This window comes from Candidatus Reidiella endopervernicosa (genome assembly GCF_013343005.1).
Lineage (GTDB): Bacteria > Pseudomonadota > Gammaproteobacteria.
The window spans coordinates 128,003-144,132 of the sequence record NZ_CP054491.1 but is presented as its reverse complement, the minus strand read 5'-3'; the positions used below and the strand labels follow the sequence as shown (position 1 = coordinate 144,132).

Genomic DNA, 16,130 nt, shown 5'->3' with positions numbered 1-16,130 from the left:
CCAGATTCAGTGGAATTAAGAATCGATCCAGATCACTTGCGGCCCGTGACCTCAGGTGTGCAAAACGCTACAGTAGCGGCTCCGTAGAGTTTGAGAATGTAGCTGACCGTGGCAGAGAAAGAGAACGCACACAGCACCGAATCGATGGCTGCCATCGATCTCGGCTCCAACAGTTTCCATATGATCGTCGCCCGCCTCCGCGAGGGTGAACTGGTCGTCATCGACAAACTTCGTGAAATGGTGCGCCTCGCCGAGGGGCTCGACGATCAACGTAATCTTGATCGTGCGGTCGCTGATCGTGCGCTCGCCTGCCTCTCCCGCTTCGGTCAGCGCCTCAAGGATCTCTCCCCCGAACATGTACGCATAGTCGGCACCAACACCCTGCGTAGCGCCCGTGAGAGCGCCGCCTTCCTTGAAGAAGCGAATGGTGTGCTCGGCCACCCGATCGAGATCATCTCCGGTGTTGAGGAGGCACGCCTGATCTACCTCGGTGTCTCTCACAGTATGCCGAGTGATGCCAAGCGGCGTCTGGTGATGGATATCGGCGGTGGTAGTACCGAGCTGATTATCGGTGAGAGTTTTGAACCACTGCATCTCGAGAGTCTCTACATGGGCTGCGTCAGTATGAGCCGCGGCTGGTTCGCCGATGGTCGAATTACCGCACAGCGCATTCTCAATGCCGAGGTGACAGCGATGATGGAGCTCGAACCCCACGTCTCACGTTTCCGCCAGCTCGGCTGGGAGGAAGCGGTGGGTGCCTCCGGTTCGATCAAATCGATTGCCAAGGTAGTGCAGGGTGAAGGGCTGAGCGATGACGGTATTACCCTCAAGGCGCTCGATAAGCTCATCGATATGACTCTCGAGGCGGGTCATATCGATGAGCTGGAACTCTCCGGGCTGGCACCCGAGCGACTACCGGTATTCATGGGTGGGCTGACGATTCTGCGTGCCACCTTCCGCACCCTCGGTATCAAGCGTATGTATCCCTCCTCGGGCGCACTGCGCGAAGGGCTGCTCTACGACATGCAGGGGCGCAGTAGCCACGAGGATGTGCGTGAGCGCACCGTGCAGAATCTGATGCAGCGCTTCGGTGCCGATGTTGAACAGGCGGCACGTGTTGATCTGCTCTCTGAGCAGCTACTCGATAACGTTGCCGCTGCCTGGAAGCTCAAGAACAGCAGTTATCGACAGCTGCTGAGTTGGGCGGCACATCTGCACGAGATCGGACTCGATCTGGCGCATAACCAGTACCATAAACACGGCGCCTACATCCTCGAGCACGCCGATATGCCCGGTTTCTCTCATCAGAACCAGTTGCAGCTCTCGGTGCTGGTACGAGCACACCGGCGCAAAATACCCTCGACCCTGTTCAAACCGTTCCCCACCAAACGGGCCAACAAGCTGACACGGCTGGCGATATTGCTACGCGTGTCGGTACTACTGCACCGAAGTAGAGGCGATCAGAAACTGCCTGAGATCGGTGTGAAAACGGGCGATGAGAACACCTTGATACTCACTTTTCCTGAGGGTTGGCTCGAACGCCATCCACTGACCAGTGCCGATCTCAAACAGGAGTGCAGTTACCTGAAGCAGGTCGGCGCCACGCTCCGTTTCGAATAGTGGTTGTCAGATGATCTGCAGTGGGAAATTCTCCTGCTGTTGGGGTGGATTGAAGACCCGACTGCCATGCTAGGATGCATCGACACAAAAAGGGATTAACACCTTGGCACTACGCTCCATCCTTCTTATTCATCTGCTTACCGCTGGGGTCGTCTGGCTGATCTGGCTCGGTCTCAATGGCGGCCTCGACGCCTTTGCGTTGGTGATGAATAACTGGCAGGTGGCGCTGACCATGGTGTTCGGTTCGTTTATCGCCGGTGCTACCAGCGAGGGTGGTGGGGCGATCGCCTTTCCCGTCTTTACCAAGCTGCTGCAGATCGCACCGATGGATGCCAAGGTCTTCTCGCTGGCGATTCAGAGTGTTGGTATGACGGCCGCCTCGGTGGTGATCATCGCCATGGGGGTACGGGTCGATTGGCGCGTGATCCGCTGGGCCGGACTGGGCGGTGTGCCCGGTATTCTGCTCGGTGCAGGCTGGCTGGCACCCGATCTCTCACCGCCTGTGCTGAAGATGAGTTTTACCTTCCTGGTCAGCAGCTTTGCCATCACCCTCTTCATGTTTAACCGAGGTATTCGCCTGACCCATCTCTCTTTGCCGCAGACCGGACAGAATGAGCAGTGGATTATCGCGCTGGCCGGTTTCATCGGCGGGGTGATGTCGGGACTGGTGGGTAACGGTATCGATATCATCACCTTCTCGGTGATGGTGCTGCTGTTCCACATGAGTGAGAAGGTAGCCACTCCCACCTCGGTAATCCTGATGGCCTTTAACTCGATGGTTGGTTTTCTCTTCCATCTCGGTTTTACCGATGCCTTCACGCCTCAGGTGCAGTCGTGGTGGCTGGCGGCAATTCCGGTGGTAGTCATTGGCGCACCGCTCGGTGCCATCGTCTGTAGTCGGCTCGACCGTCATGCCATTGCACGGTTTCTGATCTTTCTGATCGCCATCGAACTCGTTACATCGCTCTGGCTGATACCGCTTAGCCGTGATGTTTTATGGGTCAGCCTCTCGGTCGGCGGTGGGTTCGCCTTGCTCTATTTGATGATGTATCGTGAAAAACGCTATCGGCCGGAAGAGTCGTAGCACGAGAATTCTACGTATTCAAAACACTGTTTTTCCAGTATAGATGGGGATGATCGATATGAATGAACGCATCGACGACATAACAATAGTGGGCGGCGGTGCTGCCGGGTGGTTGATGGCGCTCTCGCTGGTGACGATGCTCAACAAGGGTGAGTCGAAGGTGAAGGTGACGCTGATCGAGTCGCCCAATATTCCGACCATCGGAGTCGGTGAGGGAACGGTGACCGGCTTCCCGCGTCTGCTGCGCCAGCTCGGTATCAAGGAGCGCGACTTCCTGCGCCGCTCCGATGCAACCTACAAGTGTGCTGGAAAGTTTGTCGGCTGGAGTGTCGATAAACAGGGCAATGATCGCAGCTTCTACAACCCGTTTAACAATGGCGGTTACATTAACGGTTTTGAGAGCAGCTACTACTATCACAAATTTGGCCCGCACGGTGATGCCAAGAGCTACGTCGATAACGTGCTACCCACCCAGATGATGGTAGAGAACGCGCTGGGTCCGAAGGAGATCGGCCAGGGCGACTACGACAGTGTCATGCCCTACACCTACCATCTGCATGCCCACGCCTTCTCCAAACAGATGGCGCACATCGCGCAGAAGCGTGGCGTGGTCCATATCCTTGACGATTTTGTCGATGCCGATCTCGATGAGAAGGGGTGGATCACTGCGCTCAATCTCAAAGAGAAGGGAAAGGTGCCGGTCAAGCTGGTGATCGACTGCACCGGCTTCAAGGGGCTGATCCTGCAGCAGATCATGAAGGAGCCCTACCAGGAGTTTGGCAACCATCTGCTCTGCGATCGGGCAATTCCGGTCCCCCATCCGCATCGCGATATCGAAAAGATGCGACCCTGCACCACCGCCACGGCAAAGAGTGCCGGCTGGATCTTCGACGTGCCGATCTATAGCCGTATGGGTAGCGGCTATGTCTACTCAAGCCAGTTCAAGTCTGAGGATGAGGCGCTACATGAGCTGTTGACCCATATTAATGATCCTGAGCTGAAGGATGTCACGCCGCAGGTGATCAAGATGAAGGTCGGGCGGGTGCGCAACACCTGGGTGAAGAACTGTATCGCCACCGGTCTAGCGGCCGGATTTGTCGAACCGCTGGAGGCCTCGGCGATCTACACCATCGAGATGACAGCGCGCATGCTGATCACCTACTTCCCGGAGAAGGGTATTACCGATCCGATCATCAACCGTTTCAACCAGGTGATGAATCGTATGTATGACGAGATCCTCAACTTCATCGTCATGACCTACTACACCTCTAACCGCCCCGAACCGTTCTGGCAGGCGGCGCGCAACGATATCGATATCCCACCGCTGCTGCAGGAGAATCTGGAACTGTGGAAGGAGTTTATGCCCTCAGCCCACGATGTGGAGGGCAAGTTCCTCTTCGACCATTGGGACTACATCTCGCTGCTCAATGGGCAGGGCTATTTTGAGGGGGTGCAGTTCCCGACCGAGAAGTACCTGGCCAAGCCCGACTGGGTGAAGTACTCGCAGAAGATGGCCGAGACCAAGCGTCAACTGCGCCGACACCTCCCCTCACACTACGAGCTGCTCAAGCATATGCACGGTGGTTAACTGTCACCCAGCTCTGCCAGCAGGGTACGCTGGGCGCTGAACGGCTCATCATCCCCTTCGGGGACAGCGCGCTGGTAGCTGCCATCGCTATTGAGCAGCCACGCCTGGGCGCTGTCATTCAGGTAGTAACCCAGTTCGTGGATGACCCGCGCACGAAGATCCTTGGCGATTACCGGGAAGCAGGTCTCGACACGGCGGAAGAAGTTTCGATCCATCCAGTCGGCGCTGGCGCAGAAGACCTCCGGCTCATCGCCGTTGTGGAAGTAGAAGACACGGGTGTGTTCGAGGAAGCGACCGATGATCGAACGCACGCGGATATTCTCCGAAACCCCTTCGATGCCAGGACGCAGACGGCAGACACCACGCACGATCAGATCGACTTTTACTCCCGCCATTGAAGCGCGATAGAGCGCACGAATACTCTGTGGCTCGGTCAGTGAGTTGGTCTTAATGATGATGTGTGCATCTTTTCCAGACTTGGCGTGTTCGATTTCGCGCTCGATCTTTTCGATCATCGCATCGTGCAGGGTAAAGGGTGAAGAGAGCAGCTTGTTGAGCTTGATCACCCGTCCCAGACTGGTGAGCTGACCGAAGATCTGTTGCACATCCTCACCGACATCCTTGTTACTGGTCATCAGGCCGTAGTCGGTATAGAGCCGAGCGGTACGAGGGTGGTAGTTGCCGGTGCCGAGATGCACGTAGCGGCGTAGCTTCTTACCCTCGCGGCGAATCACCAGCACCATCTTGGCGTGGGTCTTATAGCCGACCACGCCGTATACGACGTGGGCACCAGCAGCCTGCAGGCGGTTGGCCAGGGCGATATTCTCCGCCTCATCAAAACGGGCGCGCAGCTCGATCACCACCGTCACCTCCTTGCCAGCGCGTGCCGCCGCTACCAATGCATCGACCACCGCAGATTTGGGGCCGGTGCGATAGAGGGTCTGTTTGATCGCCAGCACCTCGGGATCGAGCGCCGCCTGCTTGAGGAAATCGACGATCGGCAGGAACGACTCGTAGGGGTGGTGCAGCAGCACATCCTGTTTGCCTAGCAGCTTAAAGAGATCGGGGTTGCTGTTGAGTTTGCCGGGCAGGTTGGGGGTGAAGGGTTTGAAGGTCAGGTGTGGTCGATCGGCCAGATCGCAGACCGACATCAGACGGTTGAGGTTGACCGGGCCGTTGGCCAGATAGGCGTCGCCTTCGGTCAGCTGGAAGGTCTCGAGCAGGAAGCGCTGTAGATCCTCCGGGCACTTGTGGTCGATCTCGATACGCACCACTGCACCGTTGCGGCGTGAGGCGAGCTCGCCCTCGACGGCACGCATCAGATCGTCGATCTCCTCATCATCGACGTAGAGGTCGCTATTACGGGTGATGCGGAACTGGTAACAGCCGGTGACCTTCATGCCGGGGAAGAGCGCATCGACATAGGCGTGGATGACCGAGGAGAGGAAGACGTAGTCGTGCTCGCCATTCCCCTCATCCTCGGGTGGCAGCTGGATCAGGCGCGGCAGTGCGCGCGGCGCCTGCACCACAGCGTAGGCACCGGTTCTGCCGAAGGCGTCACGCCCCTTCAACGAGATGATGAAGTTGAGGCTCTTGTTGAGCAGGTGCGGGAAGGGGTGGGCCGGGTCGAGACCCAGCGGGCTGAGTACCGGTAGTAGCGACTCCTCAAAGAAGTTGTGCAGCCACTTCGCCTGCGCCTCACTCCAGTCGGCGCGACGGATGAAGCGGATATCTTCCTTCTCCAGCAGTGGAAAGAGCTCCTCGTTGAGCAGTCGATACTGCTCCTCGATTAGCGGTTTGGTGCGCTTCTGGATCTCTCTGAGCTGATCCTGGGGGGAGAGGTTGTCGGGTTCGCTCTTGAAGGAGCCGAACTCCTCCTTCTGTTTCAAGCCGGCAACACGGATCTCGAAGAACTCATCGAGGTTGGTGCTGGAGATACAGAGATAGCGTAGGCGTTCGAGTAGCGGAATCGACTCATCCTTCGCCTGCTCGAGGACTCGCTGGTTGAACTCCAGCAGACTCAGTTCGCGGTTGATATAGAGTTCGGGTTGGTTGAGATCGATGGTATCCATGGTGAGCCTGTTGTTATCGGTTGGTATTGAGCTTATCAGCAGTCGATGAAATCGGTATGACGTTCGTCAGTAGCCGAGAGAGCGACCACCATCGACGGTCATGATCTGACCGGTCATATAGTCTGCTTCACGAATTAAAAATAGCACCGCACGGGCGATGTCGGTTGGCTGGCCCTGACGCTTCAACGCGGTACGGTCGATGATATCGCTCTTGTCGCTCTCCTCCAGGCCCTGCTCAGGCCAGAGGATGGCACCGGGGGCGACACCGTTGACGCGGATTTCTGGACCCAGCTCGCGTGCCAAAGAGCGGGTCATCATCACCAGCCCCGCCTTGGCCATGCTGTAGATCGGATGGCCCTTCAGCGGCTGTTCGGCGTGGATGTCGACGATATTGATAATCACGCCGCGGTGCTGAAGCAGGTGAGGAGCGGCTGCCTGCGAGAGGAAGAAGGGAGCCTTGAGGTTGGAGCCCATCAGGTCATCCCACTCGTGGGTGGTGGCCTCCCCCACTGGGGTGGGATAGAAGGATGAGGCGTTATTGACCAGGATGTCGAGTCGTCCCCAGGCAGAGACCGCCTGTTCAATCAGTACCGGCAGCTTACCGGTTTCGTGCAGGTCGGCCTGTAGTAGCCGAACCGAGTCGGCGCGCATCGCATTTAGCTCGTTCGCCAGCTTCTCGGCCGCCTCTGTTGAGTGGCGATAGTGGAGCAGCAGATCAATGCCGTGAGCGTGCAGGGTGCGTGCGGTGGTTGCACCAATGCGGTGTGCCGCGCCGGTAATCAGGGCGGTCTGGTTAGGGTGTAGGGTTGTCGTATCGCTCACACTTCTTTACCTTCGTCTGCTTTATCGAAACTCTACCCTAATTATGGCAACTATCGAAACAAGAGCACGCGAGGCGCAGCGAGCGCTGGCCGATCTACCGCAGCCTGAGGCGGCGGCATTGGCACAGAGCCATGCGCTGGTGGAGCTGATCGCGAGTGAGATCGGCGAGGAGAGCATCAGCTTTGCCCGTTATATGGCGTTGGCACTCTATGCGCCGGGGCTCGGTTATTACAGTGGTGGGGCGCGCAAGTTTGGCGAAGCGGGCGATTTTACCACCGCACCGGAGATCTCAGCGCTCTTCTCCCGTGCGCTGGCCAGGCAGTGTGCCGAGGTGCTGGGCTCGCTAGGTGGCGGCGATATTCTCGAGTTCGGTGCCGGTAGTGGGGTGATGGCGAGCGATATCCTGCTCGAGCTGGAGCAGCTGGGGCAGTTGCCGCAACGTTATCTGATCCAGGAGTTAAGTGGCGAGCTGCGCGAGCGGCAGCGTGAGACGATTCAGGCGAAGGCACCGCATCTGTTGGAGAGGGTTGAGTGGCTCGATGGACTAGATGGTGTTGAGCTGCGGGGCGTAGTGCTCGGCAATGAGCTGCTCGATGCGATGCCGGTAGAGCGTTTTCGAATTGCGGAACATGGGGTTGAGCAGGTACGCGTTACGGTGGCAGAGGGTGGCCTGGTTCTTACAACAGAGCCTGCCGAGGTGTCGTTACGTGGGGCGGTTGAGCGGCTGCAGAGTCAACTTGAGGAGCCGCTGCCGGTCGGGTATGAGTCGGAGTGTTGTCTCGAGTTTTCCCCCTGGTTCTCGGCACTCTCTGAGGTGTTGAAGGCGGGTGTCGCACTGTTGATCGACTACGGTTATCCACGCCGTGAGTACTATCTGCCACAGCGCAGCAGCGGCACATTGATCTGCCACTACCGCCATCGCGCCCATGAGGCGCCGCTCTATCTACCGGGGCTGCAGGACATCACCAGCTTTGTCGACTTCAGTGCAGCAACCGAGGCAGCTCTGGATGCCGGTTTTGAGCTGGGTGGTTACACCAACCAGATGCACCTGCTGATCGGATGCGGGCTGGAGGAGCTGCTGGCGGAGTTTGATATTAACGATACGCAGCGCTTTATGAGCGCCACCCAGCAGATCAAGAAGCTGACCATGCCGGGTGAGATGGGGGAGCGTTTCAAGGCGCTGGCGCTGACACGCGATTATAAACAACCGCTGCGCGGTTTCTCGTTGCGTGATTACAGTGGGCAGCTGGAGCTCTGATGCGAGGTTTTGTTGCACTGTTGATGGTGCTGCTGCTCGCGGGTTGCGTCGCCACCGAGACCAAACCGGGCGATACCAGTAGCTTTAATCTCAAGTCGATCGCCAAGTCCGATATCGATATGGTCTCGGAGTACCATCTCAACAGCTCGCTCGACTACCTGCGCACCCTGATGGTGAAGCTCTACAAGCGTAATCCGAAGGAGTGGCGCCGGGGCGGATTCGAGAGCATGGAGGCGGCGGTCGCACGTCTCTTCGCCAATGAGCAGGGGTGGGCGGTACCGAATGTTGGCGGTAAGCGTGGCACCGCATTGATCGAAGAGGCTTTTCGTGAGGATTATGGCCACGACCGGGTGCTTGCCTTCATTGCTGGTCTGGCAACGATGAGTATCGATGCCTATGGCGGTAAGACCGAGTTCTATATGTTCGATTCGATAGAGCCACAGAGTCTCTACAATGCAGCGCGTAACTACGAGATAGCCGCCTGGCGCCTTGGTCACTCTCGCAATGTCCGCGGCGAGCTGTTTCTGCTCAGCAATGCGACCGAGGGGCGGGTGATCAATCTCAGCTATGAACGCCTCTTCGGCAAGCTGATCGCCAGCCACGACCTGATGGCCAAGATCATGTCCGACAAGACCAATCGCACCATCAAGGGTGTCATTCAGCGGGTGGCAGGGGCGGTCTTCCTGCCGATCTGAATCAATGGGTGAGAAGGTGGACCGCAGTTGTCTATTCGTACCAGCCGTCGTACCCTCGCACCACTTTTCTAAGCGAGACCACCGATAGTGGAGACGATCCAGATTATCGCACTGGCGATCCTGCAGGGGCTGACCGAGTTCCTGCCGATCTCCAGCTCTGCCCACCTGATTCTGTTACCCAAACTGGGCGGTTGGAGTGACCAGGGGCTCGCCTTCGATGTCGCCGTTCATGTCGGTACGCTCTCAGCAGTGGTCTGGTATTTCCGTTGCGAGCTGCTGAAGATGTCGCGTGATTGGGGCGTGTCGATTGTCGAGCGTCGTATGGTGGGTGAGAGTCGACTCGCATGGGCGGTGCTGCTGGGCACCATTCCTGTCGGTATAGCCGGTCTTTTACTGAAGGATCTTGTCGAGACCTCGCTACGCTCACCGCTGGTCATCGCCTGGACGACCATCGGCTTTGGTCTGCTACTTTGGTGGGCCGATCGACAGGGCAAGCGGGTGCGCGATGAGCATTCCCTCGGCTGGGGTGATGTGCTCTTTATCGGTGCGGCGCAGGCTATCGCGTTGATCCCGGGTACCTCGCGTTCCGGTATTACCATGACCGCTGGCCTGATGCTGGGACTGGAGCGCGCCGCTGCGGCACGCTTCTCCTTCCTGCTTTCGATCCCGGTGATTGTGCTCGCCGGTGGTCTGCATAGTATTGAACTGATCAAGCAGGGCAGTGGTGTCGACTGGCAGGCACTGCTATTTGGCACGGTACTGTCGGCTGTGAGTGCCTACCTCTGTATTCACCTCTTTCTCAAGCTGCTGGAACGGATCGGTATGGTGCCGTTTGTGATCTACCGGCTAGCGCTTGGCGCAGTTCTACTGGCGCTCTATTTCTGACTAATAAATAACGGGAGTTAACCATGTTCAAGGCCAATGAGTATTTTGATGGCAAGGTGAAGTCAATTGCCTTTGAGACCGGTGATGGTCCCGCCACCGTCGGCGTAATGGCGCCTGGAGAATATGAGTTTGGCACCTCGCAGCAGGAGATCATGAGCGTGGTTAGCGGTGGGCTCGATATCAAGCTACCTGGTAGCGATAGCTGGCAGAGCTTCGGTCCCGGCACAAGCTTTACCGTAGAGGCTAACCAGAGCTTCGGGGTGAAGGTCGCTGTTGAGAGCGCCTACCTCTGCCTCTATAAATAACCGCCTGGTGTAGGTGTGCGCGAGCTGAAGTTTCGCCGGGTCTGGCTCGCAATCGGGTGGTTGCTGGTGTTGGCATTAGTACTGCTTTCGCTGCTGCCTCCACTACCCGATCCCATACCAACACTCGGCTACAGTGACAAGCTGGGGCACGCTGCGGCCTATGCACTATTGATGGGCTGGTTCATGGTGCTCTATCGAGGCGGTCGGCGGCGACTGCTACTAGCACTTTTACTGATCGCTATGGGTGCCTCGCTTGAGCTGTTGCAGGGGATGGGGAGTCTACGTCGGTTCGAGTATCTCGATATGGTGGCCAATGGCGTGGGTGTAGGGCTAGGCTATCTGTTGATCCGCTGTTGTGGAACGGAGCTTCTGTTGCATTTGGAGCAGAACGGGGCTGGGGTGGATCAGGCGGAGGGGGCGTATGGGGATTGTCAGTAGACGGTTGTCCAGATTCAGGAAGAGCCTGCTCAAGCGTTGCTGTCTGGATCAATACATACGGGAGCGCTTCTTTCGGGCCCACGGCTATCCGCTCAATCTCGATAATCCCCGAACATTCACTGAAAAACTTCATTGGGTGAAGGCCAACTGTGATCTGGCCTCGCTGGCAGACTTCGTTGATAAATACACCGTACGTGAATTTGTCGCTGAAAGGGTTGGAGAGGAGGTGCTCGTACCGCTACTTGGCCTCTACAGTCATTTTGAAGAGATCGATTATGGTGGGCTTCCAAGCCGTTTTATGTTGAAGGCGACGCACGGCTGCGGCTGGAATGTTCGCGTGGAAGACAAACGGTTGCTCGATTGGCATGAAACGGGGAACAAGGTGCGTGGCTGGTTGAGGAGTAGTTATTACTCGCGCATAAGTGGTGAGGCAAATTACAGGAATATTACGGGTCGGATAATTATCGAGAAATATCTGCGTGATCCGAGCGGTAATCTACTTGATTTCAGATTTTACTGCTTCGACGGTAAGCCGGTGGCGATCCATGTGAGTATCGATCGACCTGGCGGCGATCTCTTCAGGGTGTTCAATACTGAATGGAAGGAGTTTAAAAAGCATGACAGCCACGCTGATCGTGTAACACAAAGAATAGATCGGCCCGATAACCTGAATGAGATGTTGGCGATTAGTGAGAAACTTTCAGCTGGCTTTCCTTTTGTGCGTGTCGATCTCTATAACGTGGCCGGAAAGATCTACTTTAGTGAATTAACCTTTACGCCGAATAACGGACTTTCAATGGCTGATCCAAAGGAGCTCGATCGTTACTATGGCGACGCCTTCAATATTGAACCCTATAGGAGCGATCCCTATTGTCAGGTCGAGTGGTCGCCTACCAATCTGATGGAGAAGGAATAGTCTCTTCTTTCGCTGACCGCCATGGAGAGCGAAGTGAGGGCGGTTAGTCCGCGATAGTCGACGCCGTCTGCATATTCGTAGTTGAGAGCGCGAGCGGACGACGAAGAATATGCAGCAGCGGCTTTATGTCGGCGTAGAGTCACTGAGGGAGTTGTGTAGAGCCGCGAAGAGGTGATTACGCAACGAACGCAGGACGGTCGGGGCGCCGTAGGCATAAACGGTCGCGTTAGTATTTGCCGCTTGCTTGGGCTTGGATGCCCAAAACAAGCTTCCGAAAAATAGCGACTCCCGAATTGCTTTATGTCTAAAACCGATAGAGATCGAAAGGTGCGATGTCGATAGAGGGCGTTTTGCCGGTGATGAGTTCACTGATTACTCTGCCGGTCATCGGGGCACCCGCAAGTCCAGTGTGGCTGTCTGGGTCTTGTTAGTCATCTCAATTGGCTCTTGGTTGTTCAACTATGTGGCTGGACAGTGTGAGTTCTAGCGAGAAAGCAGTGGTGGAATAATGTCGCCAAAGAAGTCCCACATGATAAAAACAAAGATAATAAAAGCGATGATGTTTGCTGCGTAACGGAATTTTCGTTTACTGCTCTCGCTGATCTGTTGTTTTCGATGTTTGAAGCTGTCACTGGCTGGCAGATCTCCACCTTTGAAGTGCGTTGCATGTTCGATTATCTCAATCAGGTGTTTGGCCGTTTTGGCATTGGGCAAGGTGTCGCCGAGGGTCTGTTTTTTTCCGTCTCGGGTGATCGCCTCAATCTTAATTCTGATCTTTCGTTTACTGCCGCTACTGCTGCTCATCGCCACCTTCTGCTCAAAATCAACGATCTCTTCAGTGGCTATAGTCGTGCGCAGTGGAAAGCCGAGTATGCGACGAGTGGTGGTGATGGCTGTGCGTCCTGCATGTACCTCAAGGCTGTTGGTTACCATATAGAGACCAGAGAGAAGTAGTAGGCCGCCGATGAAGACAAAGATGATGAGAAAGGTGATTGGCACGTCACCACCAGTGAAGTGGTTGATCAATAACACGGGGGCAGCGAATAGAGTACCGAATATCATCATGCCAATGGCAAAGCCGAGATCACGCATTACCGGGTAGAAGAGGTTGGTCCCGTCGGCTTGCGGGGTGATGACCACTTTGTCGCTGTCGAGCTCTACTGCTGCCGATTCATCATCAATGTGCAAAGCAGCCTGATCGGCGGTTCTGACCTTGTCGCTACTCGCCTCACCGGTGTCGTAAACCGGGATATCGAAGCTTCGATCAAGATCAGGACCACGCATCTCGCCCTTGGCGCTCAGCTCCCAACGGTGGCGGTTGCCCGATGTTTTGTTGCTCGATTCGGGAAGGTTGTCGGGTGTGATGAAGTTGAACTGCAGACGAGTGCCATTCATACCGGGCGCGATGGTGGCCGACTGTGTTGATTCCCAGAGGGTGTCGTTGTGAGTGGTACGGTTTTTACCGCTGCCACTGGTATAGGTATGGATGCATTTGAGGGTGATCTCAATGCCACGCGATTCGCTGTAGGGGAGATTTATATCAATATGCCCCGCCACCTTGCCACCTAACGACCCGGGCATTGGCGACAGAGTCAGTGGGGTAGGGCCGAAGCGATGCCACTCCAGTGATTTCTTGATCGCAAAGTAGAGAAAACCAGCGCCAACAATAGGGAAGAGCAGAACAAAGGCGACAGCATAGTCACCCGCCATGAACTCATCGAAGGCGAGAAAGGGGGCGGGCATCGAGATCGCGTTCCAGAGAATGGTGAAGAGCCAGATCCCCTTGAGTTGAGAAACGGCGCTGGAACGAATGGGATTGCTCTGCCACTTTGGGTTGCCGATCCAAGGTGTAGTTGAACTCTGTGTGGTTTTTGTTTTTGTGCGACTGAGTGAAGCGATGGCCACAACACTACCGACCAGGGCGAAGATGCCACCGAGTATTCCCTTCAGTGCCATCAACCCCCAGCGTATCTCACGATCGATGACCGATTCGTTGGGTTGAGCTGGATTCACCCAGCCGTTAACGGTATAGCCACGTTGTTCAGCATCGCGAAGACGTTTATAGGTCTGCTGCTGCCAACTACCGATGTTGTCCGCCTCTGTGCTGATGCCGACACGTTGGCCGTGAAAGAGCTGATTGTTAAAGTGATAACGATAGGTGGCGTGTGCCTCGTAGGTGGTGCTGTCACCACTGTGAGACTCGAGTCGGGTTGAGGTGACGACCATCTTGGCCGGCTGCCACGACTTCATCTGCTGCCAGTCGGTGAGATCGGGCAGAGCGAGGAAAGTGATGAAACCAAAGCCAGCAGCCGCGAATATAAGACCAAAGAGAAAGCCGATGATAGAGCGTCCCTGTTGTGAGTGTGTCGATGGTGGGATCGGTATCAATATTATCTCCCTTACTACTTAATTATTATTTTGATTTAATCGATTCACGCTTTCAGGACAGAGCTGTTCTGCAGCTTTGATTATCAGTTTGGCATAGGGTCACGATCATAATCACACTCTATCGCCATTGCTCGAATTCCACGCCGTTTCATCCGTGCTACGTTAGCGGTCTCTCGAGTCTGGAGAGTTGCCGGTCGTGTGGCTTGCTGAGAGTTATGTTTGCGATGATAGCGCCGATCAGTGCCATTGCCATATCGGACTGTGTATCCCACACATAACCCTGAGTGCCGAGAAAAGCATCAGCGGCAGTGCCTGTGGCAGCGGCCACCCACCACTCGATCAGTTCATAAAAAGCGCTGATCGCCAGGCAGATCGAAACCACAATAAAGAATAGCCACTTGCCGTTTTCGAGTGGTGATCGACGCAGCAGAATCTCTCGGGCGATGATGGCGGGGATAAATCCCTGAGCGAAGTGGCCAAGCTTGTCGTAGTCGTTTCGTCCCGAGTCGTAGAGCTCTCCTATGGCATCGAAAAGCGGTACTTCTGCGTAGGTGTAGTGACCCCCTACCATCAGGATGATGCAGTGAATGAGGATCAGCCAGTAGCTGAGAGGGGTCAGTGGAAAACGTTTAAACGTGAATGCGAGCAGGACCAGGGCGATCAGCGCAGGTGCAACCTCAAGTCCCCAGATAAAATAATCGAGTGGTTCGACGGCTGACCAGAGCAGTGTGGAGAGGAAGAGTGTTAACCAGGTCAGTGATTGCCGACTATTGAGTGAGGTGTTGCTGAACATCGATAGACCTCAGTGTTTGCTGTGCACGTCGTAAGCTAAATCTGTGTATTTATCCCGGCTACGGCTGTCACGCGTCGCCGATGTAACTCATCGCCAATCTCCTTACCGCTGAAGCCGTCTTCAATCACCGACTTGGCGACGATGGCATTGGCGGCGGCCAGAGCTGATCGGAAGTAGTCGGCCTGTGGGTAGGGGGTCTGCTCCATATCCTTGCGCCCCTTTGAGTCGGCTTCGCAGGCGAGCAGAAACTGCTCGAAGCGTTCGGGGCGACGCAGTGCGTCGAGCGACTCGAGGGTCTTTAACAGCGTGCTCGGTTTTAGCTCGCGCACCTTGTGGCAGTGGGTGTGGTAGCGGGCGACGTGAACCGCCAGATCTCGAAACTCATTGGGAATACGGAAGCGTTCGCATAGCTCTTTGACCAGTTTGGCACTGCGTTGCTCGTGGGCGATATGTTTTGGCCACTCCGCCTCAGGGGTCGTTCCCTTACCGAGGTCGTGAGTAAGGGCAGCGAATCGGACTACCGGCTCTGGTGAAAGCTTGGCCGCCTGTTCCAGCACCATCATTACGTGGATGCCGGTGTCGATCTCACCGTGGTGTTGTTCGGGTTGTGGTACGCCGTAGAGGGCGTCGATCTCGGGGAAGAGACGTGCCAGCGCACCACAGCCGCGTAGTACCTTGAAGAAGGCTTGTGGACGTTCCTCGGCAAGTGCGCGTGATAGCTCCTTCCAGACGCGTTCAGGCACCAGCGCATCGACCTCACCGTTCTCGACCATGCGGCGCATTAACGCATTGGTGTCGTGCGCCACTCGGAAGCCGAACTTGGCAAAGCGGGCGGCGAAGCGGGCGGCGCGCAGGATGCGTACTGGGTCCTCTGCGAAGGCGTCGGAGACGTGGCGTAGCAGGCCGTTATCGAGATCCTCGCGGCCATTGTAGGGATCGATAATGTTACCCGCATCATCCATTGCTATCGCGTTGACGGTCAGGTCGCGACGAATCAGATCCTCCTCCAGTGTCACGCCTGGATCGGCGTGAAAGGCGAAGCCGTGGTAGCCGGGTGCGGTCTTACGCTCAGTGCGAGCCAGCGCGTACTCCTCGCCGGTTTTGGGGTGAAGGAAGACGGGGAACTCCTTGCCGACCGGCTTGAACCCCTGCTCAAGCATCTCATCGGGTGTGGAACCAACCACCACCCAGTCACGCTCCTTCGGCTTCAGGCCGAGGATTTTGTCACGCACGGCACCGCCAACCAGATAGATCTGCATCGTCTGT

The 16,130-nt window shown here is 56.3% G+C and carries 15 protein-coding genes; 9 read left to right on the top strand and 6 right to left on the bottom strand.

Annotated elements, in window-relative coordinates:
• Window positions 1–108 precede the first annotated feature (108 nt).
• The 3 genes from ppx (at window position 109) to HUE57_RS00690 (ending at window position 4,292) form a co-directional block, all read left to right on the top strand.
• Window positions 109–1,620, top strand: a complete 1,512-nt coding sequence (gene ppx / locus HUE57_RS00700; RefSeq protein ID WP_320416253.1) for an exopolyphosphatase — start codon at window positions 109–111, stop codon at window positions 1,618–1,620.
• A gap of 103 nt (window positions 1,621–1,723) precedes the next feature.
• On the top strand, window positions 1,724–2,704 hold the full coding sequence (locus tag HUE57_RS00695) for a sulfite exporter TauE/SafE family protein (protein ID WP_236725706.1): 981 nt from the start codon (window positions 1,724–1,726) through the stop codon (window positions 2,702–2,704).
• Window positions 2,705–2,762: 58 nt separating this feature from the next.
• The gene (locus HUE57_RS00690) at window positions 2,763–4,292 is read left to right on the top strand and encodes a tryptophan halogenase family protein (protein ID WP_172840306.1); all 1,530 of its coding nucleotides are present in this window, start codon (window positions 2,763–2,765) and stop codon (window positions 4,290–4,292) included.
• On the opposite strand, the gene ppk1 is transcribed toward HUE57_RS00690, so the two are convergent.
• Window positions 4,289–6,364 (bottom strand): polyphosphate kinase 1, encoded by a 2,076-nt coding sequence (gene ppk1, locus HUE57_RS00685; protein ID WP_174672523.1) that lies wholly within the window; start codon window positions 6,362–6,364, stop codon window positions 4,289–4,291. The genes HUE57_RS00690 and ppk1 overlap by 4 nt on opposite strands.
• A gap of 66 nt (window positions 6,365–6,430) precedes the next feature.
• Entirely contained in the window at window positions 6,431–7,186 is a 756-nt protein-coding gene (locus tag HUE57_RS00680) for a pteridine reductase (RefSeq protein ID WP_078484956.1), read from the bottom strand.
• Window positions 7,187–7,229: 43 nt separating this feature from the next.
• Between HUE57_RS00680 and HUE57_RS00675 the strand changes: the two genes are divergently transcribed.
• The 6 genes from HUE57_RS00675 (at window position 7,230) to HUE57_RS00650 (ending at window position 11,683) form a co-directional block, all read left to right on the top strand.
• Window positions 7,230–8,444 carry a class I SAM-dependent methyltransferase gene (locus tag HUE57_RS00675; RefSeq protein WP_078484955.1) on the top strand — a complete coding sequence of 405 codons (1,215 nt, stop codon included), beginning with the start codon at window positions 7,230–7,232 and terminating at the stop codon, window positions 8,442–8,444.
• Complete coding sequence (locus HUE57_RS00670) at window positions 8,444–9,139, top strand: hypothetical protein (protein WP_236725776.1); 696 nt, start codon at window positions 8,444–8,446, stop codon at window positions 9,137–9,139. The genes HUE57_RS00675 and HUE57_RS00670 overlap by 1 nt, the downstream gene beginning before the upstream one ends.
• An 87-nt stretch (window positions 9,140–9,226) precedes the next feature.
• Window positions 9,227–10,024, top strand: a complete 798-nt coding sequence (locus HUE57_RS00665) for an undecaprenyl-diphosphate phosphatase (RefSeq protein WP_078484954.1) — start codon at window positions 9,227–9,229, stop codon at window positions 10,022–10,024.
• 23 nt (window positions 10,025–10,047) lie between these two features.
• Window positions 10,048–10,329 carry a pyrimidine/purine nucleoside phosphorylase gene (gene ppnP, locus HUE57_RS00660; protein WP_078484953.1) on the top strand — a complete coding sequence of 94 codons (282 nt, stop codon included), beginning with the start codon at window positions 10,048–10,050 and terminating at the stop codon, window positions 10,327–10,329.
• Window positions 10,330–10,344: 15 nt separating this feature from the next.
• Entirely contained in the window at window positions 10,345–10,767 is a 423-nt protein-coding gene (locus HUE57_RS00655; protein WP_078484952.1) for a VanZ family protein, read from the top strand.
• Between the two features lie 4 nt (window positions 10,768–10,771).
• A complete protein-coding gene (locus HUE57_RS00650) occupies window positions 10,772–11,683 on the top strand; it encodes an ATP-grasp fold amidoligase family protein (protein ID WP_236860653.1) in 912 nt (303 codons plus the stop codon).
• Here the strand turns inward: HUE57_RS00650 and HUE57_RS00645 are convergent.
• From HUE57_RS00645 to HUE57_RS00630, 4 genes are all read right to left on the bottom strand, one after another.
• A complete protein-coding gene (locus tag HUE57_RS00645; protein WP_174672522.1) occupies window positions 11,641–11,898 on the bottom strand; it encodes a hypothetical protein in 258 nt (85 codons plus the stop codon). The two genes, HUE57_RS00650 and HUE57_RS00645, sit on opposite strands and share 43 nt — an antisense overlap.
• A gap of 268 nt (window positions 11,899–12,166) precedes the next feature.
• Window positions 12,167–14,071, bottom strand: a complete 1,905-nt coding sequence (locus HUE57_RS00640; RefSeq protein WP_174672521.1) for a DUF3592 domain-containing protein — start codon at window positions 14,069–14,071, stop codon at window positions 12,167–12,169.
• A gap of 157 nt (window positions 14,072–14,228) precedes the next feature.
• Window positions 14,229–14,864, bottom strand: a complete 636-nt coding sequence (locus HUE57_RS00635) for a DUF2238 domain-containing protein (protein WP_078485020.1) — start codon at window positions 14,862–14,864, stop codon at window positions 14,229–14,231.
• A 35-nt stretch (window positions 14,865–14,899) separates the two neighbouring features.
• Entirely contained in the window at window positions 14,900–16,123 is a 1,224-nt protein-coding gene (locus HUE57_RS00630) for a multifunctional CCA addition/repair protein (protein WP_078485019.1), read from the bottom strand.
• Window positions 16,124–16,130 lie beyond the last annotated feature (7 nt).

Excerpts from the sequence above, each read along its gene's own strand:
- HUE57_RS00645 (WP_174672522.1), bottom strand. The coding sequence starts at position 11,898 with ATGCCTACGGCGCCCCGACCGTCCTGCGTTCGTTGCGTAATCACCTCT.
- ppk1 (WP_174672523.1), bottom strand. The coding sequence starts at position 6,364 with ATGGATACCATCGATCTCAACCAACCCGAACTCTATATCAACCGCGAA.
- HUE57_RS00675 (WP_078484955.1), top strand. The coding sequence starts at position 7,230 with ATGGCAACTATCGAAACAAGAGCACGCGAGGCGCAGCGAGCGCTGGCC.
- HUE57_RS00670 (WP_236725776.1), top strand. The coding sequence starts at position 8,444 with ATGCGAGGTTTTGTTGCACTGTTGATGGTGCTGCTGCTCGCGGGTTGC.
- ppnP (WP_078484953.1), top strand. The coding sequence starts at position 10,048 with ATGTTCAAGGCCAATGAGTATTTTGATGGCAAGGTGAAGTCAATTGCC.
- HUE57_RS00690 (WP_172840306.1), top strand. The coding sequence starts at position 2,763 with ATGAATGAACGCATCGACGACATAACAATAGTGGGCGGCGGTGCTGCC.
- HUE57_RS00630 (WP_078485019.1), bottom strand. The coding sequence starts at position 16,123 with ATGCAGATCTATCTGGTTGGCGGTGCCGTGCGTGACAAAATCCTCGGC.
- HUE57_RS00635 (WP_078485020.1), bottom strand. The coding sequence starts at position 14,864 with ATGTTCAGCAACACCTCACTCAATAGTCGGCAATCACTGACCTGGTTA.